The sequence below is a fragment of the Pseudonocardia sp. UM4_GMWB1 genome (assembly GCF_017312155.1).
Lineage (GTDB): Bacteria > Actinomycetota > Actinomycetes > Mycobacteriales > Pseudonocardiaceae > Pseudonocardia > Pseudonocardia alni.
Window position 1 is genome coordinate 94,373 of record NZ_QJPN01000003.1, and the last position, 26,959, is coordinate 121,331.

Annotated in this window: 28 protein-coding genes and 1 pseudogene; 16 read left to right on the plus strand and 13 right to left on the minus strand. The window is 69.9% G+C overall.

Annotation, left to right across the window (positions count from 1 at the left end):
- Both DMP15_RS29665 and DMP15_RS29670 read left to right on the plus strand, forming a co-directional pair.
- The gene (locus tag DMP15_RS29665; RefSeq protein WP_337826938.1) at positions 1-1,494 is read left to right on the plus strand and encodes an MFS transporter; all 1,494 of its coding nucleotides are present in this window, start codon (positions 1-3) and stop codon (positions 1,492-1,494) included.
- Complete coding sequence (locus tag DMP15_RS29670) at positions 1,491-3,080, plus strand: HAL/PAL/TAL family ammonia-lyase (protein ID WP_337826939.1); 1,590 nt, start codon at positions 1,491-1,493, stop codon at positions 3,078-3,080. Before DMP15_RS29665 ends, DMP15_RS29670 begins: the two co-directional genes overlap by 4 nt.
- A gap of 14 nt (positions 3,081-3,094) precedes the next feature.
- Here the strand turns inward: DMP15_RS29670 and DMP15_RS29675 are convergent, their stop codons facing one another.
- The 6 genes and pseudogenes from DMP15_RS29675 to DMP15_RS29700 form a co-directional block, all read right to left on the minus strand.
- Positions 3,095-3,814 carry an SDR family NAD(P)-dependent oxidoreductase gene (locus tag DMP15_RS29675; protein ID WP_337826940.1) on the minus strand — a complete coding sequence of 240 codons (720 nt, stop codon included), beginning with the start codon at positions 3,812-3,814 and terminating at the stop codon, positions 3,095-3,097.
- Positions 3,815-4,151: 337 nt separating this feature from the next.
- Positions 4,152-5,258, minus strand: coding sequence for a transposase (locus DMP15_RS29680; RefSeq protein ID WP_337827002.1), 1,107 nt, complete (start codon positions 5,256-5,258; stop codon positions 4,152-4,154).
- A 12-nt stretch (positions 5,259-5,270) separates the two neighbouring features.
- Positions 5,271-5,534 (minus strand): annotated as a pseudogene (locus DMP15_RS29685) (transposase); the annotation flags it as partial.
- A 136-nt stretch (positions 5,535-5,670) separates the two neighbouring features.
- Positions 5,671-6,240: a hypothetical protein gene (locus DMP15_RS29690; RefSeq protein ID WP_337826941.1), complete on the minus strand. Its 570-nt coding sequence runs from the start codon at positions 6,238-6,240 to the stop codon at positions 5,671-5,673.
- A gap of 135 nt (positions 6,241-6,375) precedes the next feature.
- Positions 6,376-6,516, minus strand: coding sequence for a hypothetical protein (locus tag DMP15_RS29695; RefSeq protein WP_337826942.1), 141 nt, complete (start codon positions 6,514-6,516; stop codon positions 6,376-6,378).
- Between the two features lie 543 nt (positions 6,517-7,059).
- The gene (locus DMP15_RS29700; protein WP_337826895.1) at positions 7,060-7,380 is read right to left on the minus strand and encodes a hypothetical protein; all 321 of its coding nucleotides are present in this window, start codon (positions 7,378-7,380) and stop codon (positions 7,060-7,062) included.
- Between the two features lie 1,011 nt (positions 7,381-8,391).
- Here DMP15_RS29700 and DMP15_RS29705 point away from each other — a divergent pair.
- The 7 genes from DMP15_RS29705 to DMP15_RS30490 all read left to right on the plus strand — a co-directional run bounded on the left by DMP15_RS29705 (position 8,392) and on the right by DMP15_RS30490 (position 14,300).
- The gene (locus DMP15_RS29705; RefSeq protein WP_337826943.1) at positions 8,392-9,678 is read left to right on the plus strand and encodes a glycoside hydrolase family 140 protein; all 1,287 of its coding nucleotides are present in this window, start codon (positions 8,392-8,394) and stop codon (positions 9,676-9,678) included.
- A gap of 301 nt (positions 9,679-9,979) precedes the next feature.
- Positions 9,980-10,348 (plus strand): hypothetical protein, encoded by a 369-nt coding sequence (locus DMP15_RS29710; RefSeq protein ID WP_337826944.1) that lies wholly within the window; start codon positions 9,980-9,982, stop codon positions 10,346-10,348.
- The gene (locus DMP15_RS29715) at positions 10,338-11,852 is read left to right on the plus strand and encodes an alkaline phosphatase PhoX (protein WP_337826945.1); all 1,515 of its coding nucleotides are present in this window, start codon (positions 10,338-10,340) and stop codon (positions 11,850-11,852) included. The genes DMP15_RS29710 and DMP15_RS29715 overlap by 11 nt, the downstream gene beginning before the upstream one ends.
- Before the next feature lie 4 nt (positions 11,853-11,856).
- Complete coding sequence (locus DMP15_RS29720) at positions 11,857-13,137, plus strand: glucuronyl esterase domain-containing protein (protein ID WP_337826946.1); 1,281 nt, start codon at positions 11,857-11,859, stop codon at positions 13,135-13,137.
- A gap of 104 nt (positions 13,138-13,241) precedes the next feature.
- Positions 13,242-13,577, plus strand: coding sequence for a hypothetical protein (locus DMP15_RS29725; protein WP_337826947.1), 336 nt, complete (start codon positions 13,242-13,244; stop codon positions 13,575-13,577).
- 160 nt (positions 13,578-13,737) lie between these two features.
- Positions 13,738-13,956 (plus strand): hypothetical protein, encoded by a 219-nt coding sequence (locus tag DMP15_RS29730; protein WP_337826948.1) that lies wholly within the window; start codon positions 13,738-13,740, stop codon positions 13,954-13,956.
- A gap of 128 nt (positions 13,957-14,084) precedes the next feature.
- Positions 14,085-14,300, plus strand: a complete 216-nt coding sequence (locus tag DMP15_RS30490; RefSeq protein WP_443217721.1) for an FDXHR family putative zinc-binding protein — start codon at positions 14,085-14,087, stop codon at positions 14,298-14,300.
- A 236-nt stretch (positions 14,301-14,536) separates the two neighbouring features.
- Here the strand turns inward: DMP15_RS30490 and istB are convergent, their stop codons facing one another.
- Both istB and istA read right to left on the minus strand, forming a co-directional pair.
- On the minus strand, positions 14,537-15,373 hold the full coding sequence (gene istB, locus DMP15_RS29735; protein WP_245350810.1) for an IS21-like element helper ATPase IstB: 837 nt from the start codon (positions 15,371-15,373) through the stop codon (positions 14,537-14,539).
- On the minus strand, positions 15,374-16,645 hold the full coding sequence (istA, locus tag DMP15_RS29740; protein ID WP_210026967.1) for an IS21 family transposase: 1,272 nt from the start codon (positions 16,643-16,645) through the stop codon (positions 15,374-15,376).
- A 169-nt stretch (positions 16,646-16,814) separates the two neighbouring features.
- Between istA and DMP15_RS29745 the strand changes: the two genes are divergently transcribed.
- Positions 16,815-17,810 carry a hypothetical protein gene (locus DMP15_RS29745; RefSeq protein ID WP_337826949.1) on the plus strand — a complete coding sequence of 332 codons (996 nt, stop codon included), beginning with the start codon at positions 16,815-16,817 and terminating at the stop codon, positions 17,808-17,810.
- A 25-nt stretch (positions 17,811-17,835) separates the two neighbouring features.
- Here DMP15_RS29745 and DMP15_RS29750 read toward each other — a convergent pair whose 3' ends face one another.
- The gene (locus tag DMP15_RS29750) at positions 17,836-18,513 is read right to left on the minus strand and encodes a hypothetical protein (protein ID WP_337826950.1); all 678 of its coding nucleotides are present in this window, start codon (positions 18,511-18,513) and stop codon (positions 17,836-17,838) included.
- 140 nt (positions 18,514-18,653) lie between these two features.
- Between DMP15_RS29750 and DMP15_RS29755 the strand changes: the two genes are divergently transcribed.
- Complete coding sequence (locus DMP15_RS29755; protein ID WP_337826951.1) at positions 18,654-18,947, plus strand: hypothetical protein; 294 nt, start codon at positions 18,654-18,656, stop codon at positions 18,945-18,947.
- 69 nt (positions 18,948-19,016) lie between these two features.
- On the opposite strand, the gene DMP15_RS29760 is transcribed toward DMP15_RS29755, so the two are convergent.
- The 3 genes from DMP15_RS29760 to DMP15_RS29770 form a co-directional block, all read right to left on the minus strand.
- Positions 19,017-20,099 (minus strand): zeta toxin family protein, encoded by a 1,083-nt coding sequence (locus DMP15_RS29760; protein WP_337826952.1) that lies wholly within the window; start codon positions 20,097-20,099, stop codon positions 19,017-19,019.
- Positions 20,096-20,377 (minus strand): hypothetical protein, encoded by a 282-nt coding sequence (locus DMP15_RS29765; protein WP_337826953.1) that lies wholly within the window; start codon positions 20,375-20,377, stop codon positions 20,096-20,098. The genes DMP15_RS29760 and DMP15_RS29765 overlap by 4 nt, the downstream gene beginning before the upstream one ends.
- A gap of 121 nt (positions 20,378-20,498) precedes the next feature.
- On the minus strand, positions 20,499-21,245 hold the full coding sequence (locus DMP15_RS29770; protein ID WP_337826954.1) for a GntR family transcriptional regulator: 747 nt from the start codon (positions 21,243-21,245) through the stop codon (positions 20,499-20,501).
- Positions 21,246-21,443: 198 nt separating this feature from the next.
- Here DMP15_RS29770 and DMP15_RS29775 point away from each other — a divergent pair, with 198 nt between their 5' ends.
- Together DMP15_RS29775 and DMP15_RS29780 are read left to right on the plus strand one after the other, a co-directional pair.
- Positions 21,444-21,863 (plus strand): hypothetical protein, encoded by a 420-nt coding sequence (locus DMP15_RS29775; RefSeq protein ID WP_337826955.1) that lies wholly within the window; start codon positions 21,444-21,446, stop codon positions 21,861-21,863.
- Positions 21,853-22,053 carry a hypothetical protein gene (locus tag DMP15_RS29780; RefSeq protein WP_337826956.1) on the plus strand — a complete coding sequence of 67 codons (201 nt, stop codon included), beginning with the start codon at positions 21,853-21,855 and terminating at the stop codon, positions 22,051-22,053. The genes DMP15_RS29775 and DMP15_RS29780 overlap by 11 nt, the downstream gene beginning before the upstream one ends.
- Positions 22,054-22,137: 84 nt before the next feature.
- Here the strand turns inward: DMP15_RS29780 and DMP15_RS29785 are convergent, their stop codons facing one another.
- On the minus strand, positions 22,138-23,001 hold the full coding sequence (locus DMP15_RS29785) for a hypothetical protein (RefSeq protein WP_337826957.1): 864 nt from the start codon (positions 22,999-23,001) through the stop codon (positions 22,138-22,140).
- A 413-nt stretch (positions 23,002-23,414) separates the two neighbouring features.
- Here DMP15_RS29785 and DMP15_RS29790 point away from each other — a divergent pair, with 413 nt between their 5' ends.
- The 3 genes from DMP15_RS29790 to DMP15_RS29800 are packed head-to-tail and all read left to right on the plus strand — an operon-like array spanning position 23,415 to position 26,951.
- Positions 23,415-24,389, plus strand: coding sequence for a hypothetical protein (locus tag DMP15_RS29790; protein ID WP_337826958.1), 975 nt, complete (start codon positions 23,415-23,417; stop codon positions 24,387-24,389).
- A 58-nt stretch (positions 24,390-24,447) separates the two neighbouring features.
- Entirely contained in the window at positions 24,448-25,845 is a 1,398-nt protein-coding gene (locus DMP15_RS29795) for a MinD/ParA family ATP-binding protein (RefSeq protein ID WP_337826959.1), read from the plus strand.
- Entirely contained in the window at positions 25,842-26,951 is a 1,110-nt protein-coding gene (locus DMP15_RS29800) for a glycoside hydrolase family 16 protein (RefSeq protein WP_337826960.1), read from the plus strand. The genes DMP15_RS29795 and DMP15_RS29800 overlap by 4 nt, the downstream gene beginning before the upstream one ends.
- The last annotated feature ends 8 nt before the right edge of the window (positions 26,952-26,959 follow it).

A 26,959-nucleotide genomic window follows, 5' to 3' on the forward strand; every position in this document is an offset into this window, starting at 1 on the left:
ATGGACGCAACGACCACGGCGGCCACGTCGCGGCCGCGGATGACGACGCTCGGCCTCGCCACGGTCTTATTGGTGGCCTTCATCGGGCAGGTCGACATGTTCATTGTGAACGTGGCAGCGCCTGGCATCCAACGCGATCTCGGCGCGACCTTCGAAGAGCTCCAGTTCGTTGTTAACGGCTACGTCATCGTGTATGCCGCCGGGATGGTGCTCGGCGGCCGCGCCGGGGACCGCTTCGGGCACCGGCGGGTCTTCAACCTTGGCGTCGTCGCGTTCGCGGTGACGTCGGCCCTGTGCGCCGTCGCCCCGAACGCGCCGCTGCTGATTGTGGCCCGCGCGCTGCAGGGCGCGGCTGCGGCCGCGATGATGCCGCAGGTCCTCTCCATGCTGCACGCGAACTACCCGGCTGGGCCGGAGCGCAGCCGCGCGGTCGGTGCGTACGGCGCGTCCATCGGCCTGGGCGTGATCGCCGGGCTGATCGGGGGCGGCCTCCTGATGGCCGGCGACATCGCCGGGCTGGGCTGGCGGTCTGTGTTCCTGATCAACGTGCCGATCTGCGTCGTCGCCCTGGTGGGCTCTTGGGTCAGCGTGCCGGAGAGCCGTGGAGCACGCGCGCAACGGCTCGACCTGGTCGGTGCGCTGCTCGCCGCCGTGCTGCTGCCCGCAGTGCTGGTCCCGCTCGCGGTCGGTGGGAGCCTGGGGTGGCCGGTCTGGACGTGGGCCTGCCTGACCGCGTCGGTCATAGTGCTGGTCGGGCTCGTCCGGCACCAGCGGGCGCTGGAGCGCCGTGACCTCGACCCGATCATCCCACCGCGGCTGTTCGCACGGCCGGGGTTCAGCCTGTGCATGCTCCTAGTGGTGCTGTTCTTCGCCGGGAACGCGGGCCTGTTCCTGGTCCTGACCTACCATCTGCAGGCCGGGCTGGAGCTCGGCCCGCTGGCCACCGGCCTGGTCTTCACGCCACTCGGTGCCGGCTTCGTGCTGGGGTCGACGGTGAGCAAGGGGCTCGTCGCCCGGTTCGGCTCCCGGGTCTCCGTGGCCGGTGCGCTGCTGATGACCGCGAGCCTGGTCGTCGTGCCGCTGGTCACCGGCGTCGAGCACGGGCTGCAGGCTTGGCTCCTAGCTGCGGTGCTTGGGGTGTCCGGCATCGGGCAGGGGCTCGTGGTGGCACCACTGGTCGACACGGTGCTGTCGCTGGTTCCATCGGACGAGTCCGGTGCCGGGTCGGGCGTGTTCAATACGCTGACCCAAGCAGGGATGGCGTCCGGTGTCGCCGTAATCGGTGCGGTCTACCAGGGAGTGCTCGGGACAAATCCGGAGGCGCCGGACGTCCCTCTGACGTTCGAGCAATTCCGCTCCGCTTTCGACGGCGCATCCTGGGTGCTCGCGATACTCGCTGTCGTCACGGCCGTGCTGGTCGCACGCGTGGGTCGGATCGCGGACCGGGTTCGTGCAGCAGCCCCCGCAACGGCGAGCGGAGCCAGTACCCGATGACGGGACCGGCGCAGGGCGGGCCTCTGCGGATCGGCGCGGGCCCGCTCGATCTCGACGTCGTGGTCGGGGCCGCCCGCCGGGCCGGAACCCGGTGCGAGCTGGATGCCACCGCGCTGGACCGGATGCACCGGTCGCGACGCACGAAGCTAGACGCGCTCGCGAACGACATCCCGATCTACGGGGTGACGACGGGGTTCGGCGACAGCGCGAACCGCCAGATCGCGCCCAGACGGGCCGCCCGCCTGCAGGAGAACCTGATCCGCTGCCACCTGAACGGGACCGGACCGGCCGCCCCGCCGGACGTCGTGCGGGCGACGATGCTGATCCGTGCGAACAGCCTCGCCCGCGGGGTGTCCGCGATCAACCCCGCGGTCGTCGAACGGCTGCTCGACCTGCTCGCGCACGACGTGCTGCCAGTCGTGCCCCAGCGCGGCTCAGTGGGGGCCAGCGGCGACCTCGTCCCGCTGAGTCACGTCGCGGCCGCGCTCCTCGGAGAGGGGGAGGTCGACCGCGACGGGGACCGCGCACCGGCCGTGGACGCGCTCGCCGCAGCCGGAATCCCGATCAGCGAGCCGGAGGCGAAGGACGGGCTCGCGCTGATCAACGGCACGTCGTTCTCGACGGCCGTCGCCGTTCTGACCCTCGCCGAGGCGGAACGGTTCGCCGAGGTCGCGGAGATCGCGACGGCGACGGCGATCGAGGCCGTCCGCGGAAACCGCGGGCACCACGCGGCGTTCCTGCACGCTCAGAAACCGCACCCGGGCCAGGTCCGGGCCGCGGCGCGGATAACCGAGCTGCTCGACGGGTCGCGACTGGCACTTGATCACACGCAGCTCCTCGCGAAGAACCCACCGCTCGGGGACGCGGCCGTCGTAGACCTCGACCGCGCGATCCAGGACCGGTACTCACTGCGGTGCGCGCCGCACGTGATCGGCGTCCTACACGACACGACGGAGTGGGTACGCCGATGGCTGACCGTCGAGGTGAACTCGGCGAACGACAACCCGCTATTCGACCCCGACTCCGCCGACGTGTACAGCGGAGGAAACTTCTACGGTGGCCATGTCGCGCAGGCGATGGACTCACTCAAGGTCGCGGTGGCGAACGTCGTGGACCTGCTGGACCGCCAGATCGAGCTGATGGTCGACGCGCGGTTCAGCAACGGCCTGCCGTCCAACCTCGTCCGCCCCGACCCCGATGAAGACGGCCTGCACCACGGCTTCAAGGGGATGCAGATCGCGGCGTCCGCGGCAACGGCCGAGGCGCTGGCCGGGTGCATGCCGGCAGGGGTGTTCTCACGCTCGACCGAGTCGCACAACCAGGACAAGGTCAGCATGTCCGCGCCGGCCGCGCGCTCCTCGCGCGCCGTTCTCGAACCGGCGTCCGAGGTCGCGGCGATCCACCTGCTCACGGCGTGCCAGGCGGTCGACCTGCGAGGGCCGGAACAGTCGTCGCCAGCGTGCACGCGAGTTCGTGCCGTGGTCCGCCGGGAGTGCCGGTTCGTGGACCATGACCGCGCCCTGCACCGAGACGTCGCCGCCGTCCAGCGGATGATCGCCGACGGCCAGATACCGGGCGCGGAGTGACAAAGCGCGGACCATCAGCGCGTCGCGTGCGCCCCGCCGTTGACCCCGAGCACCTGCCCGGTGATGAAGCGTGCCTGCGGGGAGGCGAGGAAGTGCACGGCGCCCGCGATCTCATCAGGCTCTCCGTGCCGTCCCAGCGCGGTGAGCGAGATGAGGTGTTCGTGCACCTTGCCCGGCAGGCCGTCGCCGAAGAAGTCAGTTCCGGGGAAGTAGCCGGGTGCCACGACGTTCGTCGTGATCCGGCGCTCGCCGAACTGCTTGGCCAGGCCCACGTTCCACGACGCCAGCGCAGCCTTCGCCGCCCCGTAGGAGCCGCCCTGCTCGGCGCCGATCGATCCGATGTGCACGACGGATCCGCCGCTCGCGAGCTTCCCGTCCAGCGCCTCGGTCATCAGCACGGCGCTGGTGAGGTTGGCGTCCAGGTTCGCCCGCCAGCGGTCGAACGTCGCCTTCAGCCCGGTCTCGTCGGGCATCGCGAAGTCCGTGTTGCCCCCAGCGTTGTTGACCAAGACATCGACCGTTCCAACCTGCCCGGCCGCGTGTTCCACGGCGGCCGGATCGGTTCCGTCGCAGGGCAGGGCGTGAATGTCGCCGCCAAGCGCAGCGCAGGCCTCATCCAGTACAGCGCTCCGACGACCGGTGATAAACACCTGGTCGCCGTCCTGTGCGAACCGCTCGGCGACGGCCCGTCCGAATCCGGTGCCGCCGCCGGTCACCATCACTGTCCGTGCCACGTTGTGATCTCCCTCCGATTGAGTTTAGCTCTAAATAAGATAGCCCGAGGCTGATCCCGGGGCAACGTGGACAGGCACGAACGTGGATCAAGCGGGCAACGCCTTCGGCCGGTCGAATCCGACTTCGTGATCGCCGACCTCGCTACGGAACGGTCCTCAATGCCGTCGGGCTGTGGCTCCAGGGGCGGTCGCAGGGCCAGGCCGGCGTCGGTTATTGCGTGGCGCCCCCTGGCGCCCGACGGGACGGGATGGCGATGGATACGCTCCGCGCGCCGATCGGTTTACGGCAACCCTTTCGGACTCGCTGCTCGGCTGGCTGTGCCCCGCTTGGGACCGCTCAGAACAGGGTGTCGCGCACGCGCAGTGGCCGGTATCCGGTGGGGTCGAGCTGGGCCAGCTCGCCATCGATGTCGACGTCGATCGTGCCGAAGAAGTTGATGTTCTCGCTGTGTGCCGGGGAGATGTGGGCGAGCACGTCATCGTCGACGCGCCGCCCGGCCGCGCGCATCGACTCCACGGCCAGGCCGTAGTACTCGGTCGTCCACGCCACGACAGCGTTGGTGACCAGGGTCAGGCACCACGCCTGCTCGGTCTGGGCCTGCAGCTGTCGGGCTCGGACGGTGCCCTCGTGGGCGTAGAGCAGGTCGCGTTTGAGGGCGTGCAGGGACTCGCCCTTGTTGAGCTGCCGCGAGATCTTGCGCCGGTAGGCGGGGTCGGACAGGTAGCGGGCGGCGTAGATCGTGCGCCGCAGCGCCCCGTACTCCTTGAGCGCGGCGGCCAGTGCGTTCTGCCGGGACGACGCCGAGAGCTTCCCGACGATCAGCGACGCGGTGGCGTGCCCGAACTTCAGCGACCCGGCCAGGCGCAGCAGGTCGTCCCAGTGCTCGGCGATCAGCTCGACGTTCACCCGCCGGGTCAGCAGCGGCCCGACGTGCGGGTAGTCGGTCTCGGCGCGGGCCTTCCCGGCGACCCGGTGCAGCGTGATCTTGCCCAGGTCCCGGATCCGCGGCGAGAGCTGCAGGCCGAGGAGGTCGAACAGGGCGAAGTTGACCAGGGTGACGCCGTGGGTGTCGGTGGCGTGCTCGGTGATCGGGATGTCGGTGGCGTTGCCCAGGATCTCGTCGAGCACGTAGTGGGCCTCGCGCTTGGTCGCGACGATGATCTTCGTGCCGTAGGTGGTGTGCTGGTCGGTGACGTGGGTGTAGGTCGAGAGGACCTGCCCGCCGTGGATGGTCATCTCCCGCCCGGTCGTGGTCTTGCCCCGCACCGGGAACCGTTGCCCATCCGAGGAGGACAAGGTGCCGGTGCCGAACACCTCGGCCAGGGGCATCCGCTGCTGGTGGTCGATGATCGCCAGGTTCGCCGCGCGCAGCGTCTCCTCGCGCACATACCACTCGGCGGTCCAGGCGAGGATGTCGTAGGAGATCCCGCACGCATCGGCCATCCTCTGCTCGGTGACCTTCTGTTGCTCCCACCGGTTGAAGTACCAGTACACGGTCTGCCAGGGCGGGAAGTCCACAGGCAGAGCCCGCCAGGCGCACCCCGCCCGGACGACGTAGAGGATCGCGTCGACCACGTCGCGACGTGGATGCTTCTCCGGCCGCCCGCCGGCCCCCGCTGCGGGCAACAGCGGCTCGATCAACGCCCACTGGGCATCACTGGTGTCCGAGGGATACCGCCGCTTACGCCGAGCCACCCGTCCACGATGGACCAGACCCAGTCGCCGACCACGGAGACACGCCGCCTCTTCTCAAACACGCTCTCAGTGTCGAGCTGTGTTGGTCGGTCATGTCGTGCAACTCCTTCGCCTTCGCACCGCCGCTGGTCGATGCGCTCGGTGGGTTGTGTGGTCTGGATCAGGTGCTCGGCGCCCAGAGTCGCTGCCACGGCGACCCGGGCACGGGGGTGAACACTGTGTCGGCGAACAGGGCCCGGTCGTCGTCGCTGGGGTCGGCCACGTGGAACCGGATCATCCCGGGCTTGTGGAGGTCGTAGCCGGTGGCGATGCGGACGTCGACGACGAAGCCGCTGACCGCGGGCAGCAGGGGTAGCCGGGCCTCGGTGACTTCCCGGGCGATCGTCTCGCCGATGTTCCACCAGCCGGTCCACTGGTTGTCCTCGTTGACCTCGTTGGCGTCCCAGCCGGAGTAGTCGCGTTCGTTCTGCGTCGGATAGTCCTCTGCCGCCCGGGGGCCAAGGTGCAGGGCCAGGGCGTACGGGGAGTCGGTGCCGTTCTTGTTGCGGGTGTCGGCCAGTTGGCGGCGCTGGGCCAGGGCCTGCAGTGCGTCGTTGTCGAGCAGCAGCGTTCGCCCGTGCTTACCCACTTCGGGCAGCAGCTTCGTGTCGACCAGGCGCTGGATCTGGGCGCGGTTGCGGCCCAGCCTGGTCCCGGCGGTCGTCGTGGTGACCAGCGTGGATGCTGACATGGATATCTCTCCTGGGAACGGTGGTGACCGAGGAACGGCGGGGTGGTGCGGCAGCCGCCCTGCTCCGAGCGGGGGGTCAGGCGGCCCCAGTGGGGCCGGCCCGCCGCCCTCCCGGGCGGCGGGCCGGGGACAGAGCTACACCGACCACGGGTAGCCGTGGAGCACGAGGACGAGCAGCACGAGGCCGATGTGGCATCGAACCCGGAGCTCGCCCACGAGAGACGCGACCAGGGCAACGGTGTGGGTGATCGGGAGGTCGTGGGCGCTGTTGCTCATGTCGGGCTTCTCCTCGGTGCTGCCGGCGACGACACAACTATTATTACCCCCATATCCTGCGACCGCAAGAGGGGGTCATAGTTTGTTTCGGTTTATGACTCGCGCAGCTCTCCTCGCGCACGATGTCGAGGACAGAGGAGTCGGGTTCGAGGGTCACTGGCGCGGTGATCCCGGAGGGCAGGTTCACCGAGATCGACAGGCTGGACCCGATACGCCGAGCCGGAGAAGAGGGGTTCGTCGACGATGTCGGCGCTGGTGGGGGGAGCGCGGCCGCCGCCGGGCCCGAGCCGATTCGAGACCTGTCAGCGGCAGGCGGGGTCTCGGCGGGCGCGGGCGCCCTCGGACCGCAACCGCAGGACGGCTGTCACCAACGTGGCGATCACCCAGGCCGCGGCGACGGACAGGACCGCCACCGCGATTATCGGAACCAGCGTTGCTCCATCAGTGCACCCCGTCGGGACCGTTTCCTGTCCCGCCGGCCGGGGCACCAGTCCTGGCGCCCCGGCCCATCGGCCCTATGAGAGTCGTACGAGGCTCCTCGAGTCAGCGCTCCAGCTCGAACAACGCTGCCTGCGCGGCCGGTGCCGCTAGCGGGAGCTGTGCGGCTCGGTGAGCGCACTTTCGGCAGGTGGCCGGGTCGTCGGTGGCGATGAGGTCCCCGGAGGCGGCGAATCCCGACCAGCCCTGGTGGCAGGCGGGCACGGGCAGGATCAGCTCGCCGAGCCACGGCCGCCAAGCCACCTCGTGCACGATCCCGGACCGGCCAATACGCAGGCGGCGGCCGGTGAAGTGCTCGGCCTGCTCTTGGGCGAACCCTTCGGGGTTGACTCTGGCACGGGGAAACAGCTCCAGCGGTGCCGCCATCCCGAACCTCCTTGTAGGCCTCTCACCTGCAGGTCACCACCTTGGCACGGGACTCCGACAGTCCGAGTGCGACGACCTGGGATGCGACCTGCTCGCCATGGTGACCACGGGAGTCGGGGGCAAGGTGGTCGGCAGACCACCGCGGCAGCACCTGCCGTTCAGCCGGCCCGAGCACCGGCGACGCCGGGATCATCAAGCGCCGAGCTGGTGGGATGGGGCCCAGACCTCGATGTGAGTCGTCCCGTGCCCGTACCAACCCGGCTGCTCGCAGTCGACGCGCAGCCCCAGCCCATCTGCGTGGGGACCGATCCTGTCGTACAGCTCGACGGCGGGGGAGTAGTTCGCCGCGGTAATCACCAGGGGCCTGCCATTGCGAATCCAGGCAAGCCGATGGTCGAACATGCCCAGCGTCGGGCATGCAACGACAATTCCCCCGAGGTAATGACTTCGAATCGCTTCGGGGCATCGGTGTCCAGCAAGCCAGTGCAGGCACGGATGCTTCGACCCGCTGGCCTGCACGTCGTGATGCTCCGACCAGGCCACGAGTGCTTCGCGCGCTCCCTCTGCAAGGACGCCACCGGGCCACTGGCGAATCCCCCGCCGATTCGCTCGACGCTTTAACGTGTTCACGTTAAACCTCCACGACTCCACACAGCATCATCCTTGCTAATTATCCCGCCCCCCGTTCCGAATTGAGCGGCAGGGCGCGAACGGAGCCATCGCCGTCGCGTAGACACCCTGCGAGGCGCCCGTCAGCTCATCTGCGGTCGGAGCATCCTCACCGCTCACGGTCGTATCATCTTGCTTACCGAAGTTGATACGCTCGGGTACAGTCCCGCCCTATGAGGAAGTGCGGCACCGAGTCTCGCGTGCTGGACCCGGTCTGTGAGGGGAGCCAGACCGAGTCCGGCGCTTGCTCGCCTCGGCAGACCTGACCCCCAGGAGATCGAGGTGTGTGCTCGACGACTCGGCCTGGCCCGGCCGACGGTCTCGGTCTGTGCGGCCGTTGCGGTGGCCCTGAGCGCCAGCCTGCTCGCGACCCCCACAAGCGAACGCGCGGCGCATCGTGCGGCCGACAACCAGTCCTCTGCGAGCGATCCGCCGTATCTGCAGGTCGACGGTCGGTTCCTCGCCGCGGACGGGGAGCCGTTCTTCTGGCTGGCCGACACCGCGTGGGCGATGCTGGGCAAGCTCAGCGAAGACGAGACCACCGAGTATCTCGACGTTCGTGCTGAGCAGGGGTTCAACGTCGTCCAGACGGTGGCGATGTTCCCCCAGGCCGGGGCCGAGTCCCCCGGTGACACCGTGGACGCCGCGGCTGAGAACGACGAATTCTGGGATCGGGTGGAGTTCGCGATCGATGCGGCCGCCGCGCGGGACATGTATCTGGCGATCCACCCGGTGTGGGGCGACAAGCAGACCGGCTCGGCGATTACCGAGTCGTCGGCCCGTGGCTATGGGGAGTTCTTGGGCGAGCGGTTCGGGGACCGCGACAACGTGACCTGGACCCTTGGCGGGGACCACCCTGCAGACGGGGAAGAGCAGTTGTGGACCGAGCTGGCCGAAGGTCTCGACGACGCCGGCGGCACTCAGATCAAGACTTATCACCCGCGCGGCGATCAGTCGTCGGCGACGTGGTTCGCCGACGCGGACTGGCTGGATTTCAACATGATCCAGGGCGGGCACTGTCTGCGCTATGACGTGCGCGCTGACCTGGTTGAGTCGACCTACGGCGCGGACCCGGCCAAGCCGTTCCTCGACGGCGAGCCGATCTATGAGGAACACCCGTACTGCTGGGAGCCCGAGCAGGGCTTCTCCACCGCACTCGACGTGCGCCGCGATGCCTACTGGTCGGTGCTGGGCGGGGCGGCCGGACACACCTACGGCCACCACGCGGTGTGGCAGTTCAACGACGGCGGCGACGGCGAGCTCGGCGCGCGCGGGAGCTGGACCGAGGCGCTGGAGTTCCCCGCGGGCGAGCAGATGCGCCACCTGCGCGAGCTGATGGAGTCGCTGCCGTTCACCCGCGGCGAACCCGACCAGTCGGTCCTGACCTCGGAGTCCGGTTCGGGTGCGGAGCGGGTCGTGGCCAATGTCGCCTCCGACGGCTCCTACCTGCTGGTCTACAGCCCCGCCGGTGAGGGGTTCTCGGTCGACACCAGCGTCGTGACCGGCAAGCCGAAGGCGTACTGGTTCAACCCCCGCACCGGCGAGTTCGACACCACCAAGGTCACCAAGACTTACAGCCCGCCGACCAGTGACGAGGACTGGCTGCTGCTGGTGGAGGACACCGCATGACAAGCAACCACCACGACGGCGACGGCGGAGCCGACGACGTCGAGTTCGATTCCGATGACCCCGACGACTACGGGCACGTGCCGTTCCCGGCCCGCCGCGGCCGCCGCGGGATCGGCGGGACAGGTGGGCAGTCACCGCGCGCTTCGCCGACGGGTCGCAGTGGTTGGCCTACACCGGCCCGGGCGAGCAGGTCCCGTGGAGCGCAGCGGATCGCACGGGTGTGTTCGACCCGCTGGCCACCGAGGACTACCGGCCGCCGACCGAGCACGACTGATCCTGTGACCGACGAGTGGAGGACGCGATGACCAGCCGAGACGACCACGACGGGCAGGCCCCGGCCTACGGCCACAGCTTCGACGCCCGGCCGTTGTGGTCGAGGCGTGATCGCGACGCCGCCCAGCTGCGCGAGCTGCTGCGCCGGCGCGGCTTCGTCGAGTTCACCGAGGGCAGCGACGGGTTCGTCGTCGAGCACCCCGGCGACGAGGGGCCGATGCTGCTGGTCCACACCGGGCAACCGCGCGCCGAGCGGATCGCCGCCGAGCACGACTACGCGCGTCTGCTCGAGCAGGCCGGGTACCGGTTCGCGCCGAACGCGACCGGCGACGGTGAGGGCTGGCGGGTCTGGCCGCAGCCCGCCGCAACAGGGAACACGAGCACCGATGGTGCTTGATCGGCGCGCGTTCCTGGCCCGCTCCGGGCAGGCGGGGATGGCGGTCAGTCTGCTCGGCGCGGTCGATGCTCTGCTGGCGGCGCCGGGGGCCCGCGCCCAACCCGCCGGGTTCGCCGGCTACGGGCCGCTGGTCGATGACCCCGACGGGCTGCTCGCGCTGCCCGAGGACTTCTCCTATCAGGTGGTGACCGAAGCCGGCACGACCCGCATGAAGGGCGGGGAGCCGAGCCCGGGGATTCATGACGGGGCCGCGGCGTTCGACGCCGACGACGGCAACGTGCTGGTGGTGCTCAACCACGAGGTGCGCGGCGGCCCGGACGATGACGGCGCCGTCCCCCACGAGGAGGGCCTGGTGTATCGCGACGATGCCGGGGGTGGCTGCACGGTTATCAAGACCACGCCCGAGGGGGAGCTGATCTGGGAGCGGGTCGGGCTGGCCGGGACCTCCACCAACTGCGCGGGCGGGGTCACCCCGTGGGGCACGTGGCTGACGTGCGAGGAAACCGAGGACGACCGGCACGGCTACGTCTTCGAGGTCAACCCGCACGACCTCGACGCGAACCAGGACCCGACCCCAATCCGGGCACTGGGCCGGTTCGTCCACGAAGCGCTCTGCATCGACCCCGACACCCTGGCCGTCTACCTGACCGAGGACACCACCGACCCGCTCGGCACCGTCTACCGGTGGACACCGCCCTCGGACTTCCGGGGCCGGCCCGGCGAGCTCGCCGCCCTCGACGCCGACGCCGGGGAGCTGGCTGCGCTGGTGTGCACCGATGAGCGCGGCGCCCAGGTCGACGACCTCGCCCAGGCCACAGAGGTCAACACGACCTACCAGGTGGAATGGGCCCCGGTCGCCGATCGCGGCGCCGAGAAGGGGCCGTTGCGGGCGGTGCAGGGCATCACCCGCGCCCACAAGCTCGAAGGCGCCTGGTGGGCCGACGGGGGCGCCTACCTGGTCTCCAGCTACGCCGACTCCCACCGCGGCCAGATCTGGCACCACGACCCCGCCAAGGCCACGTTGCGGTTGACCACGGTCTTTGGCACCGACGCCGACGGCGAGACCGTCGAAGCCCCCGACAACATTGTCGCCGCACCCTATGGCGGGCTGATCCTGGCCACCGATGGCGAGAGCGACAACCACCTCGCCGGGGTCACCCGCGACGGGACCGTCTACCCGCTCGCGCGCAGCCAGATCGGCTCGGAGTTCACCGGGCCCGCCTTCTCCCCGGACGGTCGGGTGCTCTTCGCCGGCATCCAGAAACCCGGGATCCTGTTCGCCATCACCGGCCCCTGGCAGGAGTCCGCCCCCGCCCCTTCCTCATCGGGCAGTGGTTCCCGGCCCGCCACCGATGGCGACACCGCCACGGGCGAGAAGCGGAAGCGGGGTTCGTCCAGCCGCTCCGAGACGTCCTCGTCGCGCAGCTCCGAGTCGAGTCGGCGCAGCTCGGCCCCACGCTCGGGGTCGGGTCGGTCGTCGGGGGCCTCGACCGACGGTGGGTAGCGACGTGCACCGACGGATTCGGGCCGCGGTGACCGGGCTGGCGGCCGCGGGTGCGGCGCTCACCCTTGCCGCAGCTGCCGGGGTGCCGGCGGCCGCGGAGCATCCCTCGCCGCAGCGGACGGCAGCGGTCGCGCTGCGCGCCGACGACAAGCCGCTCGATGAGGACGGCAGCGCCAGGGGCGGCGGCGCCACGATGAGTCTCGACGGCACCCGGGTCCCGGACCCGCTGGTGCTCGACAACGGCGACACCGTCGACAGCGTCGACGACTGGGAAAGCCAGCGGCGCCCCGAACTGCTGGAGGCCTTCGCCGACCACGTCTACGGCCACACCCTGCCCACACCGGAGCCCGACGAGGTCACCTTCGACGACCAGCCCCTGTCCGAGGGCGGGAAGAAGGTCAGCATCGAGGTCACCGGGCCGGAGGGCTCGGCGAGCTTCACCCTGCGCCTGTTCGTCCCCGACAACGGGACGCCGAAGGGCACGTTCCTGCTGATCGACCACCGCGGCTCGGTCGGCGACCAGCCCGGCTCGTCGGGCTACGCCCCGATCCCCACGATCCTCGACGCCGGCTACGCCTTCGCCGCGCTCGACGCCGGCGAGGTCGCCCCCGACGACCCCGGCAGCTACCGCTCCGGGGTCATCGACGCCTTCTACCCCTCCGGCGACGAGCTGCCCGACGATGCCGGACGGGCCATCAGCGCGTGGGCCTGGGGCGCCAGCCGCGCCATGGACTACCTCCACGACGATCCCGACATCGACCCGGACAAGATCGCGGTCATCGGCCACTCCCGCGGCGGGAAGGCCGCACTGTGGGCCGGAGCCCAGGACACCCGCTTTCCCGTGGTCGTCTCGAACAACTCCGGCTCCACCGGCGCCAAACTCGCCCGCCGCGACGACGCGGGCGAATCCATTGCCGCCATCACCGACGCCTTCCCGCACTGGTTCCCACCCACCTACAGCGACTACGCGGGCAACGCGGACTCGCTGCCGGTCGACCAGCACGAACTCCTGGCCTTGATCGCGCCCGGCCGGGTCGTCGTCGGCAGCGCCACCGAGGACGGCAACGCCGATCCCCAGGGCGAGTTCCTGTCCTACCTCGGCGCCGCACCGGTCTACGAGCTTTACGGCCTCGGCGACACCGGATTGCCCTCTTCCAGCTGGCCGCCCACCACCGACGAGGGCTTCCGCGGCCCGGCCATGAGCTATCACCTGCGTTCCGGCGGCCACGGCCTCGACGACGCCGCCTGGGACACCTATCTGACCGGCGACCTGTTCAAGCGGTAGCACCCCGACGCTCTCGCGGGACGCGACACTCCACCGCGGGACTAGACTTTCTCATAGTTCGATATACTCTACCGAAGTTAGGAGAATCCTTGGAGGTGTGCGACATGCTGCAGATCAAGCTGGGCCCGCAGGGGCCCGCGTTCGTCGGGGACGCTCTCGGTCGATCGCGCGTTGGCGCCTTCGAGGGGATGTCGCCGCAGGAGGCCTGGCTGGCTGGGCGGGGCGCGTGGAAGCTGAACCCGAGCGCCGCGCTGGCTCAGGACGAAGCGCAGGTCATCGACTCGTCCGGCACTGTGCTGGCCGTCGCTCGCATCACCGGCATCAGCAAGGCCGCCGATGGCCGGTTCATCGTCGACGGCGAGCTGCTCGTCGACGACGCTCGCGTCGGGCAGCCGACACCGCACCCACACCGCTCGCGCAACCCGCTCGCCTACTTCTGACTAGGCATGAGCAGAGGACAGAAACGGTCGCCCCCGCTGCAACCACGACGTAGAACGCCGGCTCAGGAGGTCGAGCACATGCCCGTCGACGAACCACCCATCGCCGTCGATCCGGACACCTGGCACCGGGCCAAGCACAATCCCCTGGGCCCGTCCCGTCGTGGAGACGGTGGGCCCGTGGCTCGAAGCTCGCGGCGCCCTGCGCGAGCAGTCGCTGGAGCAGATCGGCACGGCATGGAAGCAAGCCCGAGACGCGGAGCGGGCGGCGATGTACCGACTCACTGGCGCCATGCTGGCGACCACCGAGGGGTCGGAGTACCGCCTGGCGACGCGCGCCGGGGTGCACCGCTCGACCGTGCGGAAGGCGCTGGGCAAATGAGGGCACCGCCGCGAGCTGGCCCACAGGGACCCGTCTGACCGCGCGAGGAGACCCTCATGAGCAGTATCCGCCCGAGCCCTGCGCCTGTCTGCACCGACACCGGTCCTCCCTACCGATCCGGACGAGGCATGGCTACGCCGATCGCGTGCTGCGGCCGTCGATGGGCCGGCCCCGACCGCGCCCACTGCTGTCGACGACACCGCGGCTGCGGGCACGTGTTCGACGACGCTGACCTGTGGGACGCCCACCGCCCTCGAGGTCACTGCCTCCCGCCGGACGAGCTAGGACTGGTCTTGACCAGCGAGAACGTATGGGTTCGGGTCCTTCTCAGCCCTAGCCCCTGAACCGGTAATCCCCGGCGCGGCATCTCCCGGCGTCGCCCGAACACGTGTCGGGATGCTCTGGCCTGGACGAAGCCACCGGCTACCGCTGGCGCTGACCCACGTGTCTGACACACCCCCACCCAGGAGGCACCCAGTCATGACCGCGACAAGCTCTGACCCGCGGGTGATGTCAACGGCGGGTTAGAAGTGACCCCCTGGCGACGGTTTGGGATTGACCCCTGTGTGCCCGGTTCGTGCTAGTTGTCGCGGTCTTTGGCGAGGAGTTCGCGGCGGGCGCGTGTGCGGTAGGAGTCGCCGGAGAGGGTGAGGACCTCGGCGTGGTGGACGAGGCGGTCGATCATCGCGGCGGCGACGATCTCGTCGCCGAAGACCTCGCCCCAGCGTCCGAAGGGCAGGTTGCTGGTGACCATGACCGAGCCCTGTTCGTAGCGAGAGGCGATGAGCTGGAAGAACAGGTTCGCCGCGTCGTGGTCGAAGGGGATGTAGCCGACCTCGTCGATGATGATCAGCTTGTAGCGGCGGATCTTGCGTAGCTCGGCCTCCAGCTGCCCGGCCTGGTGCGCGGCAGCGAGGCGGGTGATCCAGTTGCCGGCGGTGTTGAAGAGCACCGAGTGCCCGGACTGGGTGGCTTTGACCCCGATCCCGATCGCGAGGTGGGTCTTCCCGATCCCGGGCGGTCCGAGCAGGATCACGTTCTCGGCCTTGGCCACGAACGTGCCGGTCGCCAGATGGGCGAGCAGGTCTCGGCGCAGAGAGGGCAGATGGTCGAGGTTGAACTCCTCCAGCGTTTTCACGGCCGGGAAGTGGGCGGTGCGGATGCGCATGGTGGTGCCGGCGGACTCACGGTCGGCGACCTGGCGCTCCAGGACCGCGGTCAGGTACTCCTCGTGCGACCAGTTCAGGTCGCGGGCCTGGGCGGCGAGGTCGTCCCAGACGCGGGCGATCGTGGGCGTCTTCAACACGCGAGTCAGGTAGGCCAGCTTCGAGCCGAGCTCGGTGCTCACGCCACCGGTCTTCGTGGCTTCCGTGGCTGCTGTCGTGCTGGTCGTCGCGGTCGTCTTCGGGGTGGTCATCTACTGCCCTTCAGCGGTGGCGGTCGGGTCGGGTGCGGGGTCGAAGTTCACGCCGTAGAGCGCGTCGTAATCCGGCAGCGCGCGCAGGGCCACGACGTGCCCATCGGTGTGGGAGCGCGTGTCATGGCGGGCGCGGTCACGGGCGGCGGTGAACGCAGTGCGCAGGGCGCGGGCGGTGGCCCGGTGCTCGGGATCGGTCACCGTGGCGCCGCTGGCCCAGACCCGCTCGTGGGTGGCCGCGATCTGCCCGGCGCAGGTGACCGCGACCAGGGCGGGAGTGGCGATCCAGTCGACGAACCGGCCGATCGCGGCCGGGTTGACCGAGTAGTCGTTGCCGTCGACGCGCACGTAGTAGTCACGCGCCAGCCGAACCCGCCCGGTCAGCCCGACCTGCGGCGCCACCGGCGGCAGGGCGACCATCGCGGCCCGGTCGATCGGCCACCGCGTGGCGGGGGTGGTCCCAATCGAGCGCAGGTGCCGGGCGCCCGCCACCTCGGTCAACCAAGTCTCGATCTGGGCGTTGAAGTCGAACGGCGAGACGAAGCTGCGTCCGGGCAGAAAGGAGGTCTCGAAGTAGCCGTTGCGCCGCTCCACCAGTCCCTTCGACTCCGGGTCCCGTGCCGGGGTGAGCTTGATCCGCACCCCGAGCGTCCCGGCGAACGCAGCTGCCTCGACGCCGGGTCGCCCGGTGCCGCCGATCGCGGCCTCGCGGTCCCAGACCAGCGTGCGGGGACAGCGGCCCCACCCTGCGATGATCTCCCACATCCCGGCCAGGATGTCGCCGGCCTTGCGGGACGGGATCATCACAGCGTCCGTCACCCGGGAGAAGCCGCAGGTCATCGCCAACACCGGCAGGACCCGCGCCCCGCTGGCACCGACCGGGATCGGGACCGGCGGGAACCACAGGTCGCACTGCGCGAGCTCACCGGGGGCGTACTCGATCCGGTCCGCCGGGTCGGGAGGGGCGAACAACGGCCGCAGCTCACGCACCCGGTCCTTGAGGATGGTCAACGAGTGTGTCCAGCCGATCCGCTCGGCGATCACCGTCGCCGGCATCCTCGGATACTCGGCCAGCAGGGCCCGGACCTGCGGCTCCACCTTGTCCACCAACGACCCGCGCGGTCCACGCTCCCGCGAGGGCGGCGCGTCGGCCCGCAACGCCGCCCGCACCGTATTTCGCGCCAGTCCCAGCCGGCGGACGATCTCCTTGATCGGCACGCCCTCGGCGCGGTGCAGACGACGGACCTCAGCCCACTCTTCCAACGTGATCACCCCTCCAGCCTCGATGGAGGGGTCAGTCCCAACCCGTCGCTAGAGGGTCAGTCTCAGCGCGTCGTCGACAGGTGAACCCGCACCACCCCGAGGCCGTGCACGACTTTCACGGCCAGTACAGCGACAGCGGCCGCTACGAGAGCGACGCGCACCCCTGTGGAGCGACCCGATGACCGGCCACGCCACTCAGCCGATCCCCGTCGCAGTGCTCCCGGAAACCGGCATGGTGTACCGGCAGATGGACGACGACTCCTGGTATCCGCTCGATGTGGACACCCCGACCGGTGCGGTCGCGCTGCACGACTGCGATGCTGCCGCGCTGGTCCGGTACGCCCCCGTCGCGGCGAGTGCCGACCCGGCCAGGCCTGATCTGACCGTGCACGATGTGCTCGCCACGCTCAGGGAATGGCTTGACGCCACCCCGGCCAACTCTCATCAGTACGGGGACGCGCTCCGGGACGTGATCGCGTTGGCGGCCCCGACCAGCGGCCCGGAGTACGCAATCATCGAAACGAACCGCGGAGACGGCATCGGGTATCCGGTCGCGGAGCGGAACACGAACGGGACGACCGGGTGGCGGGTCGGCGGCGAACTGGTGCCGGACTCGGCCGTGACGAACGTCGAGCCGGTGACCGTGGTCCGACGCGACCCGGCCCCGGCCGTCGACCTGTCGTGGCCCGTCGACGGACCCGACCCCATTAACGCGCTCCGGGTTCTCCCCGGAGCCCAGCCGCACATCGACATCGTCACGGCCCGCCTGTACGCCCTCCTCCCGCCCGCACTTGAGGCTGGCTGCCCGGAGTGCGGCAGCGACGACTGCGACGACTACGACTGGGCGACCCGCGCCCGGCTCGAAGCAGCGATCGTGGCCCTGTTCGAGGAGTACGGCTACCGCGAGGGTGGCTCACTGGCGCGGCTCGCCGTCATCGCCATCGAGGAGCTCGACACCACCCCGGGCGGCTTTCGTGACGCTGCCACTGTGTTGGTTCCGCAAAAGCCCACGGAAAGTACGGCCGGCGACACCACCGCACCGGACGACCTCGCGGCGAAGCTCTACGAGATCGCCGATCACATCCAGGAGTCCGTCGAGACCGTGCGGCAACTCCGGCTGCTCGCCGAGACCACCGGGGATTCCTCGCCCGCGAGCACGGACGGAGGCCAGTGATGGTCAACAGGCTCGAGGTAGTGGCTCAGCTCAGCATGGCGGGGTCGAACTCGGCGCCGGTGGAGTACAGCAGGCTGTAGGTCAGAAGCACGCCCTCGTGGTCCAGGGCGCCTTGCTGGAGCCATTGGTCGGCTACTGCCGGCCACCCGCCCTGCTCGTCGGCGAAGGTCGCGAACAGCGCGGCCAGTGTCTCGGCGACCTCGGTGTAGCGGTCCGGGCTGGACACCCAGCGCTGGAGCACTGTCGCGATCGTGTCCGCGGCCGCGGCGTCGTAGCGGCTCACCTTGTTCTTGTTCGCCCACAGCTGCAGCTCGAAGAGCCGGACAGCTTCCCAGGACCCGGGGCGGCCTGCGACGAGCTGCCGCCGGGTCACCTCGTAGCTGTGTGGGGCCGCGAGGCCTCCGTGCCCGTCACGCAGGCGCCCGAAGGCGATCTGCACGGCGACTGCCGTCGTGTACGCGGCTTTCCGTCCGGCGGCCGTCCACGCTCGACGCAGCTCGGTCACGTCCGTCTCTGTTGGGGGCACCACCGGCCGCAGCGGTCCGCACTGCTCGGCGAGCTCCCCTGGTGTCAGGAACCGCTGCGCCCGGTAGTCGCTGGCGTCCCGATACACCAGGGGCCCGCCCAGGCCGCCGTCGTTGGTGAGCATCCAGCCGCGGTGCTCAGCATCCACGACGCGGGAGGGCAGCTGCTCGTCTGGCATGGCGGGGAGTGTGCCAGCCCGCACCGACGAGTCCGCGCGATGGAGCTCCGCCCCCCTGCTCATCAGGCAGCTCTTGGCTCGCACCGGTGGCGGTTACCACGCTCGCCAGAGTCGAACGCTTGTGCGATTCTGGGGTGGTGGTGAATGAGTCTCCGGCCCAGCGGCGGGCGTCCCGACTGCGGGAGAACAAGCGGCGCTGTCACGAGGCGGCCGGGGTGCTGCGGCACCGGGTCAATCAGGGCCTGTACGCCGGGATGCGTGGCACGACGGAGGGGTACGCGCTGGCTGCGCTGCTCGAGGCGGCGGGGTTCGAACTCGACCGCCTGCCGCAGTTGACCGCGCGCGCGGCTCTGGCCAGCGTCGCGGAGCTGCTCGACGATGCCCCGACCAAGCCCGGGGCGGTGGCACCGCTCTCGGCCGGCGAGGGGTTCTGAATGGATCTGCGCATCGACGCTCCGCAGGAGCACTGACCGCGCCCACCCCCTGACCGCGCACGCGGGTGATCAGCGGGTTGGGCCTGGGCCGCGGCGCCGCTGTGCGGCAGTCGGCGAGGGTGCGGTCGCGGTGTCGGGTCCGGTGCTTGGGCGCCGTGGTGGACGTCCGGTGGTGGGAGGTCGGTGGAGCCTGCGTACGGCCACTGCGGGGTGTGTCAGGTCGCGGTTGTTCTGCCGGAGCAGCTCGGGTGCCTGGTAGGCGGCGAGACGTTCGGCGGAGGGGGTGAGGAGGTCGGCGGCGAGTTGCTCGACGTGGTGCAGGCGTGGTCGCAGGTCCTCGGCGAGGGTCGTGCGCAGCTGGTCCTGGACGACTTCGTAGTTGCGGATCTCCTCGGCGTCGAGGGGCCGGTGCCGCTCGATCTCGATCGCGTGGGCGAACCCGGGCGGCCGGCGCCATGCGCCGCGTTCATCCAGCTCGTTCACATAGGCGGGCCCCTGTTCGTCGACGGTGCGCCGATACACCGCGACCACGTCTGCGGCCTGGCGCTCGTCGATCAGGCGTGCGGTGTCGACGATGCCGCGGTAGGAGCGTTCCGCGTTCTCGGCGACGGTCAGTCGCCCGGCTCCGCGCTCGTTGACCTGTTCTTGGTAGCGGTGCAGCACGCCCTGCAGGCTCTGGCTCTCGTGGACTCCGAGGGCCAGAACGGCGATGCGGTAGTCGGCGGCGCGGTAGGCGGCCAGCGTGTCGAGGGATTCCTGCGGGTCCTGCGCGGTCTCGTGGAAGACCGCGTTGAGTCGATGCTCGCGCACGTACTGCTGGACTCGGGCCATCCAGGCACGGCCGTCTGCCCGCGTGGCTGCCGCCATCAGCTGGTCGTCGGTGGCCATCAGCTCGTGGTAGTCGGGATGGAACGGCTTGTAGAGGTCGCTGTCGATCTCGACCACGCCGCCCTCGGAGGCCAGCTCTGCCCGGATACGGGCCGCGTGCGCCGACTTCCCGGCACCGGGTTGGGCCATGAGCACGATGAGCAGGGGCTGGTCCTGCGGTTCGAACCGGGCCAGACGCAGTGGAACGATCTCCTCGCGGAAGACTCGCTCGTTCTCCTCGGCCGAGAGCCGGTAGTGGGCCAGGTCGTCGTGCTCGGGGTTCACCGGAGTTCGGCCCGCAGTCCGTCCAGCACGTGGCGGTAGGAGCTGCGTACGGCCGCGATCTCGGACTCCTCGCCCGGGTCCAGGGTGCGCTGGCGCTGGTCGCAGTCGGCGATCTGTGCGCGCAGCTGGCGGATCCGTTCCGGGTCGGGCCGGCTGCTCGCGCGTTCATGGTTGAGCAGGGCGACGTAGCAGCCGATCACGTCGTTGATGAGTTCCTGGGTCGCTTCGTAGGCGACGGCGACGTTGCTGTCCCAGGTGTGCGGGGGAAGCTTCTTCACCACTTCCTCGGCAGTGGTCGGCCGGGTCGGTCTCGTCAATGCGAACTCCCATCCCGCCGGTGCATGCGGCGGCTCAGTGTAGCGAGGAAACGCTGGTGCTCGGGTCGAAGCAACGAGCTGGTCATTGGGCGGGTAGGTCGTAGGCGAGGGTGAATCGGTCGCCGAGCATGGTGATGTTGTTGACCTCGACGACGCGTTCGGTGGTGAACGCCCGGCGGGTCAGCCGGAACACCGCGGTGCCGGCGGCGACGCCGAAGGTCTCGGCTTCCTCGACGTCGGCTTGCCCGATGCGGACGGTCTCTTCGAAGCGGTCGAGTTCGTGTCCGGCTTCCTCGAGGCGGGCGTAGATCCCGCCGGGGCCGGAGTCTTCCTCGTGCATCTCGGGGGTGGCGAGCGCGGAGGGCAGGTAGCTGGTGGCCAGTTGCACGACTTCGAATCCGGCGGACATGGTGCGGTCGCGGACGAGCAGCTCCTCGCCGGGGTCGATGTCGAGCTGGTCGGCGAGTGTGTCGGTGGCCGGTTCGGTGCGGACGGTGACCTCGCAACGCGGGGTCCAGCCGCCGGTGTGGGCGTCGGTGGTGAACGCGCCGCGGCCGGCGGCACGTTCGGCGCGGCTGAGTCGGTTGCGGGCGGAGCGCAGCATCGGCCGCTGTGCGCGGGCGTAGACCCCGGAGCCGCGTTTGAGCTCGACCAGGCCCTCGGCGCGCAGGATCTCGACCGCGTTGCGCGCGGTCATCGGCGACACGTGGAAGCGCTCGGTCAGCTCTGCCCGGCTGGGCAGGGGCACCCCCGGGGGATAGTCACCGGCCAGAATCGACGCGCGCAGCTCGGCAGCAATCTCCCGTGTCCGGTTCGGCCGTTTCGCCATACCCCAACCGTACCCGTATAGCCAACTTGCGCGTGGTGGACATCCCGAGGCCCGCGTGTCGACTTCAGTCGATCCGGTCACGGGGGCCCCGTATCGGCCTGCGAGGCCTTTACCCGAAACGGCTCGGCCGGAGCAGATCACGCATCGCGGCCACGGGATCAGAGCAGGAGTGAAAAGCAACTCTGCCATCCTGACGCAATGAGTTTCGACCCGCCTGCAGACGCGGCCTGTTCCCATCACCCGCAATCCGAGGTGCTCGGTCGACTGCTGTTCGCGATTCGTGGCAGCGAGCTGAGCAACTGTCAGCTGGACTACTGGCCCGCCATGTCGGGGGGCGTCGTCTTGGAGTGGTCCGAGGGCCCGAACGCCAGGGAGGCGCGCGCAGCGCTGATGAGCGATCTCGTCGACAGCGGCAGCGTGGCGCTACGGGCAGACGACCTGACTCTCGATCCGGACCGGCTGGCGCAGTCCGGCGAGAACGTCGTGCACATGCGTGTCGATGATGTCCCTGTGGAGTTCCGGGCGCGGGTTCCGGTCGGCTGGTCGGCCTTCGTGGAGAACAACCGCGAGGCGTTGCGCCAGATGCTCCGCGACGAGGGGCAGGACGGTGCGGCCTGACTCCGGCAGGCCGCGCTACACGGCGACCGTGCGCCGCGACGGCGAGTTCTGGCTGATCCACATCCCGGAGCGCGACCTCTACACACAGGCCCGCTTCGAGGGCGAGGTCGAGCTGATGGGCCGCGACGTCCTCGCGATCGAGGACGACGTCGACGCGGACTCCTTCGACCTCGACATCGTCTACGAGTAGGCCCGGCTGAGCCGGGCCGTCAACGCTCTCCGCTCGGCGGCCTGCTCACCGCTCTCGGTCACGCACTCACGGACGCAGGGAGTTTCAGTCGTCGCGGTCGTCGTCGTGGCGGCCTGGCTCGACGAACGTGGGGTCGTTGTCGCGGGCCAGCGTGATCATCAGTTGCCGCACACCCTGCTGCTGCAGCGGGCTGAGCCGGCCGTAGAGCTGCTGGAGCTCGGCGCTGGCGGGATCGCGCAGCATGATGATCGCGTTCTGGTACTGGCCGTCGACCTCGGGCGGGTCTTCGTCGTAGAAGAAGCTCAGCCCCATGCCGAAGAACTTGCCGATCCATTGCAGGTACGACGACTGGGGTCGCTCGCCGCGTTCTCCGGAGGTCAGTTTCTGGATGTAGACGTTGGTGATCTTGCCGCCGTTGGCGTTGATCCAGCGCGCCACATACGTGGCCGGGTAGGGGCGGCCGTCGGCCTGCACGACCACGGTGAACAGGTAGTACACGCGTTGTGGGATGGTGCCGCGCCGGTAGCTGCTCAGCCGCTGCTGGATGAGTCGATGCTGCTCGGCGCCGTCGATCTGAGGCGGCTGCGGGTCGGTGAAGTAGGACGCGGGGACGCGGAAGAACTCGGCGACCTTGACTGCCTCGGGCGAATCGGGCCGCAGGTCGGTGACCGCCTTCCCCTTCCGCAGCGCGTTGAGGCGCTCGCGGGAGCTCCATCCGCCGGTGGCATTGATCCAGCGGACGACGTCGGAGACCGAGTATTCCTGGCCGTCGTCGTTGAGCACCGTGGCGAACAGGCTGTTCATCCGGGCGGTGAACTCGGCGTCGGCCACAGCGGATCCGCTGTCGGAATGCGCCTTGCTCTGTGCTGACGGGCGGCTGGAAGCCACTCTTTTTGCCGATTCACTGCGCGCACCGTTCGCCGCCTGCGTGCTGTGTTCCTCGGCCATGGGCGGCGTTCCTTCGTTCGGCTGCTCCCGTTCAGCGGCAAGCGCCCGGACTACGCCCGGGGCGAGCGTGACGAAGCCTACTCGTCAGTCACCCTGCGCACTGCTACCAGCCGTACGCCTGGATCACCCTCTCCAGACGCCCAACATCTGCGCCGTGACAGTTGATACTGAGCGTATATTTCTGCAATCACTATGTAGTACAGTTCGCGCGCTGACGGCCGTCTCAACGCTCGCCTCCGTGCTCGGGGAGGTGAGCTCGCAGCACGGCGGCTGACGTGCGGAGGTGAGACGTGGTGGTGATCGGCCGGCGTACGCGTGCGGCACCCCCGGCGCTACCCCCGTGGTGGGGCGCGGACGAGGCACCCCCTCGCCCCCGACAGCGACCCCCGGCCTCATCAGGCCCGCCCCCTGCCGTGGCCGGTGCCGAGGCTGCTGCGCCGGACACAGCTGAGCGGGGCGACGAGGTCGCCTACGTAGACAGCTCCGAGCAGGCCGAGCCCTACGTCGACTACGAGCCCGAGTTCCACGATCCGGGCTACGGGGACGGTGACGGCGACGAGGACTACTTCCCCGACGAGCAGCGGCCGGTCAACGGCGCCACGGCCCTCTACCGGGAGGGTCCGACGCAGCCGACGATGACCCCGCAGGACTACTCCGAGCTGACGGTGACGTTCCCGGCGCCGCAGCAGGGCAGGGACGCGGCGTCGGAGATTCCGCAGAGCCCGCTGCCGTCCGGGCGTTGGGTCACCCAGGACAGCACGGACCAGGACCTCTATCTGCCCTCCGGGCGGGCCAGCGACGACGCCCGCGCCGCGCGCACCACGGTCGACCGCCCGGTCGAGGCGCTGCGCCCGGTCGGGGTCGACGAGGCTCGCCAGCTCGCGGAGTGCTTCGCACTGGACTACCTGTCCTGCGACGAGGACGACCCGGATCGACGCCGGATGGCCCTCGAGCCCTACCTTGCGCGACGCTCGGACGCGTTGCTGGGCTGGCCCGGCGACAAGCCGGGTAAGGGCCGGTGGCGAGCCGTGCAGGCCCGCGCCGGGGAGGTCCTGCCCTACAGCCACGGCATCACCGTCGATGTGAAGGTGCTGGTCGAGGTGTTCGAGCGGATCCCCGAGCCGGAACCGGCCGCCGACGCCGACGCCGAGGACCACGACGCCGAGCACGACTCCGACGGTGTCGGCGACGAGTCCTCGGCCGGGCCCTCGCCACCCCGACCGGAGCTGCCCTTGGGCGCGCGCTGGTCGGCCGTTCCCGCGGCGAGCGCCCCGGGGTGGAGACAGGTGATGAGCATCTGGCAGCGCCTGGGGATCCCGGTGCGCCGCCATGACCTCGGTCATCTGGTCGTCGAGCTGTTCGCCTTGCCTCCCGCCGACAGCGGCTGACCGCCGTGCCCCGCCATCCCCTCCTGCCCGGCCCCTCGTTCACGACTGGGAACTCCTCATGACCAACGCATCGGCCCCCGAGCCCTCCTCGACCACCCCGACGCCGTCGCTGCAGCGCACCTGGGAGGCCCCGGTCTTCAGCGACACGACCGCGAACGCCACCGAGACCGCTGCCAGCGCTCCGACCCCGATCGACGGCCGCCGTGCGCGACTGCGGCCCGCTCCCCTGCCCTGGGCCCAGGGCGAGGAGCGCACGGACAGCCCCGACGACGCCGCTGCGCGACCGACGGCCGAGCGCGATGCAGCGTCTACCTCGCCTGCCCCGGACCGTCGGGCCTCTGCCGGTTCCGGCGCCGCTCCGGCGTCGGGCGGTCGCGAGACGCCTCTGCCACCGGCCGGGCTTGCCCGCGGCGCCGCGCCGACCTCACCCAACGAGGTCGACAGCCCTGCCCCGGAGCGGCCCGCGGTCTACCGGCCGCAGTGGGAGGCCGACGATGACCTGCTGGGCGAGGCAGTGCGGCAGCGCAAGGCCCGCCCCACCGAGGGCTGGCGCGGGTTCTGCTACAGCATCACCAACGGACGCATCAACCCCGGCCTGTCCCAGGCCGAGGTGCGGCTGCGCAAGCAGCTGGAGCGCATTCAGACTCGACTGCACGGCGCGCACAGCACCGCGGTGATCAGCCTCAAGGGCGGGGTCGGGAAGACGACGGTGAGCGCGACGCTAGGCCTGGGGCTGGCCGAGTACCGCGGGGACCGCGTCATCGCCATGGACGCCAACCCCGACGCGGGCACCCTCGGCGACCGCCTGGTCGGGGAGAAGCTCGCCGCGCAGAGCACCGTCCGTGACCTGCTCGACAACATCTCCAACATCCGGTCCTCGACCGATCTGGCCCGCTTCACCCACCTCACCCGCCGACTTCAGGTCCTGACCAGTGAGCAGGACCCCGAATTGTCGGAGGCCTTTTCGGCCGAAGACTACGAATCGGTGCTAAAGCTTTTGTCGAAGTATTTCGAGGTGATCATCACTGATTCTGGTACTGGCCTGATGCATTCAGCTCTGCAGGCCACACTAACGCACGCGGATTCGCTAGTCATTGTCGGCGCCCCGACTCATGACGGCGCCTCGCGGGCACGCAAGACGATGCACTGGCTGGCCACACACGGCCACGAGGCGCTGCTCGAGCACGTGATCGTGGTGCTCTCGCGTGACCGGCAGTCGGCCCAGATCGACGAGTCGGTCATCCGTGGCTACTTCGACGCCCGGTGCCGTGCCGTGGTCGAGCTGCCGCCGGACCCGCACCTGCAGGCCGGTAGCCAGATCGACTTCGATGCGCTTGCCCCCGGGACCCGCGATGCCGTTCTCGAACTGGCCGCCACCGTCGCCGACAACTTCAACCACCCCCGCCACGGGGGGTTGGCCACGCACGGGTTCCGTCCCGAGACGAGTCGGGAGTGAGGCAGAAGCTGGCCGGTGTGGCGCTCGCGCTGACCACCTCGTTGACCGGCAGCGTCCTGGCCGCCCCGGACGACGGGGTGGACTGCGAGTGGCGGATCACCGCCTCGCACGTGCTCGCCGAGCTGGAGGTCGACAATTCCAAGCGTGCCAAGCGCATCCGCCAGGCGCTGGTCAGCGAGGGCGCCGACAAGGCGGACTTCGTCCCGGAGTCCTGCACCGAGACCGGTTCCGGGGGCAGCGGGGACGACGACCAGGACGAGGACGGCTCCGGATCCGGCTCGGGTTCCGGTAGCGGCTCGGGCAGTGGGTCTGGTGGCGGCTCGGGGTCCGGTGGGGGTTCGGGCAGCGGCTCGAGCGCGGGGTCCGGGGCGCAGGGCGCGACGGCGGCGGAGGCGTTCGACTGGGGTGAGCCCGACGTGGTCGACGACTTCGAGGACCTCGACGGCGGCTGGAACTTCTACGACGGCCCCGGCCACGCCGGCAACGGGATCCGGAGCCCGGACGCGGCGTCGGTCTCCGACGGGATCCTCACCATCGAGGGCACCGGGGACGGCACCACCGGGGGCATGGCCTGGTCGGGCAACTCGCAGAAGTACGGCCGTTGGGAGGGCCGGGTGAAGGCCCCGAAGGGGTCCCCGTCCTACAACGCGCTGCTGCTGTTGTGGCCCACCGCGGAGGACTTCCCGGTCGGCGGCGAGATCGACTTCATGGAGATCATGAGTCATGACCGCGACGAGGTGAACATCTTCCTGCACTACGGCGCCGACAACTCCCAGGTCCAGGGCAAGGTCGAGGTCGACGCCACGGAGTGGCACAACTGGGCGGTCGAGTGGACCCCGGACGGTGTCACCACGTTCCTCGACGGTGAGGAGTGGTGGAAGACCACCGACACCTCGATCCTGCCGCCCGGCCCGATGCACCTGTGCATCCAGCTCGACTGGTTCCCCAAGGGCGACAGCGACCCCGGGGAGATGCATGTGGACTGGGTCAAGCAGTGGTCTCTGGACGAGGGGGAGGGTTCCTCGACCGACTCCGAAGGCAGTGAGGGATCCACCGATTCCGATTCGAGCACATCGCTGACCGAAGAACAGAACAGCAAGGGCTGATCGATGGC

Bases quoted from the DNA above. Each gene is read 5' to 3' on its own strand.
- DMP15_RS29665 (WP_337826938.1), top strand. From the start codon at position 1: ATGGACGCAACGACCACGGCGGCCACGTCGCGGCCGCGGATGACGACG.
- DMP15_RS29670 (WP_337826939.1), top strand. From the start codon at position 1,491: ATGACGGGACCGGCGCAGGGCGGGCCTCTGCGGATCGGCGCGGGCCCG.
- DMP15_RS29680 (WP_337827002.1), bottom strand. From the start codon at position 5,258: ATGGCCGATGCGTGCGGGATCTCCTACGACATCCTCGCCTGGACCGCC.
- DMP15_RS29690 (WP_337826941.1), bottom strand. From the start codon at position 6,240: ATGTCAGCATCCACGCTGGTCACCACGACGACCGCCGGGACCAGGCTG.
- DMP15_RS29695 (WP_337826942.1), bottom strand. From the start codon at position 6,516: ATGAGCAACAGCGCCCACGACCTCCCGATCACCCACACCGTTGCCCTG.
- DMP15_RS29700 (WP_337826895.1), bottom strand. From the start codon at position 7,380: ATGGCGGCACCGCTGGAGCTGTTTCCCCGTGCCAGAGTCAACCCCGAA.
- DMP15_RS29710 (WP_337826944.1), top strand. From the start codon at position 9,980: ATGACCAGCCGAGACGACCACGACGGGCAGGCCCCGGCCTACGGCCAC.
- DMP15_RS29715 (WP_337826945.1), top strand. From the start codon at position 10,338: ATGGTGCTTGATCGGCGCGCGTTCCTGGCCCGCTCCGGGCAGGCGGGG.
- DMP15_RS29725 (WP_337826947.1), top strand. From the start codon at position 13,242: ATGCTGCAGATCAAGCTGGGCCCGCAGGGGCCCGCGTTCGTCGGGGAC.
- DMP15_RS30490 (WP_443217721.1), top strand. From the start codon at position 14,085: ATGGCTACGCCGATCGCGTGCTGCGGCCGTCGATGGGCCGGCCCCGAC.
- istB (WP_245350810.1), bottom strand. From the start codon at position 15,373: ATGACCACCCCGAAGACGACCGCGACGACCAGCACGACAGCAGCCACG.
- DMP15_RS29745 (WP_337826949.1), top strand. From the start codon at position 16,815: ATGACCGGCCACGCCACTCAGCCGATCCCCGTCGCAGTGCTCCCGGAA.
- DMP15_RS29750 (WP_337826950.1), bottom strand. From the start codon at position 18,513: ATGCCAGACGAGCAGCTGCCCTCCCGCGTCGTGGATGCTGAGCACCGC.
- DMP15_RS29770 (WP_337826954.1), bottom strand. From the start codon at position 21,245: ATGGCGAAACGGCCGAACCGGACACGGGAGATTGCTGCCGAGCTGCGC.
- DMP15_RS29775 (WP_337826955.1), top strand. From the start codon at position 21,444: ATGAGTTTCGACCCGCCTGCAGACGCGGCCTGTTCCCATCACCCGCAA.
- DMP15_RS29785 (WP_337826957.1), bottom strand. From the start codon at position 23,001: ATGGCCGAGGAACACAGCACGCAGGCGGCGAACGGTGCGCGCAGTGAA.
- DMP15_RS29795 (WP_337826959.1), top strand. From the start codon at position 24,448: ATGACCAACGCATCGGCCCCCGAGCCCTCCTCGACCACCCCGACGCCG.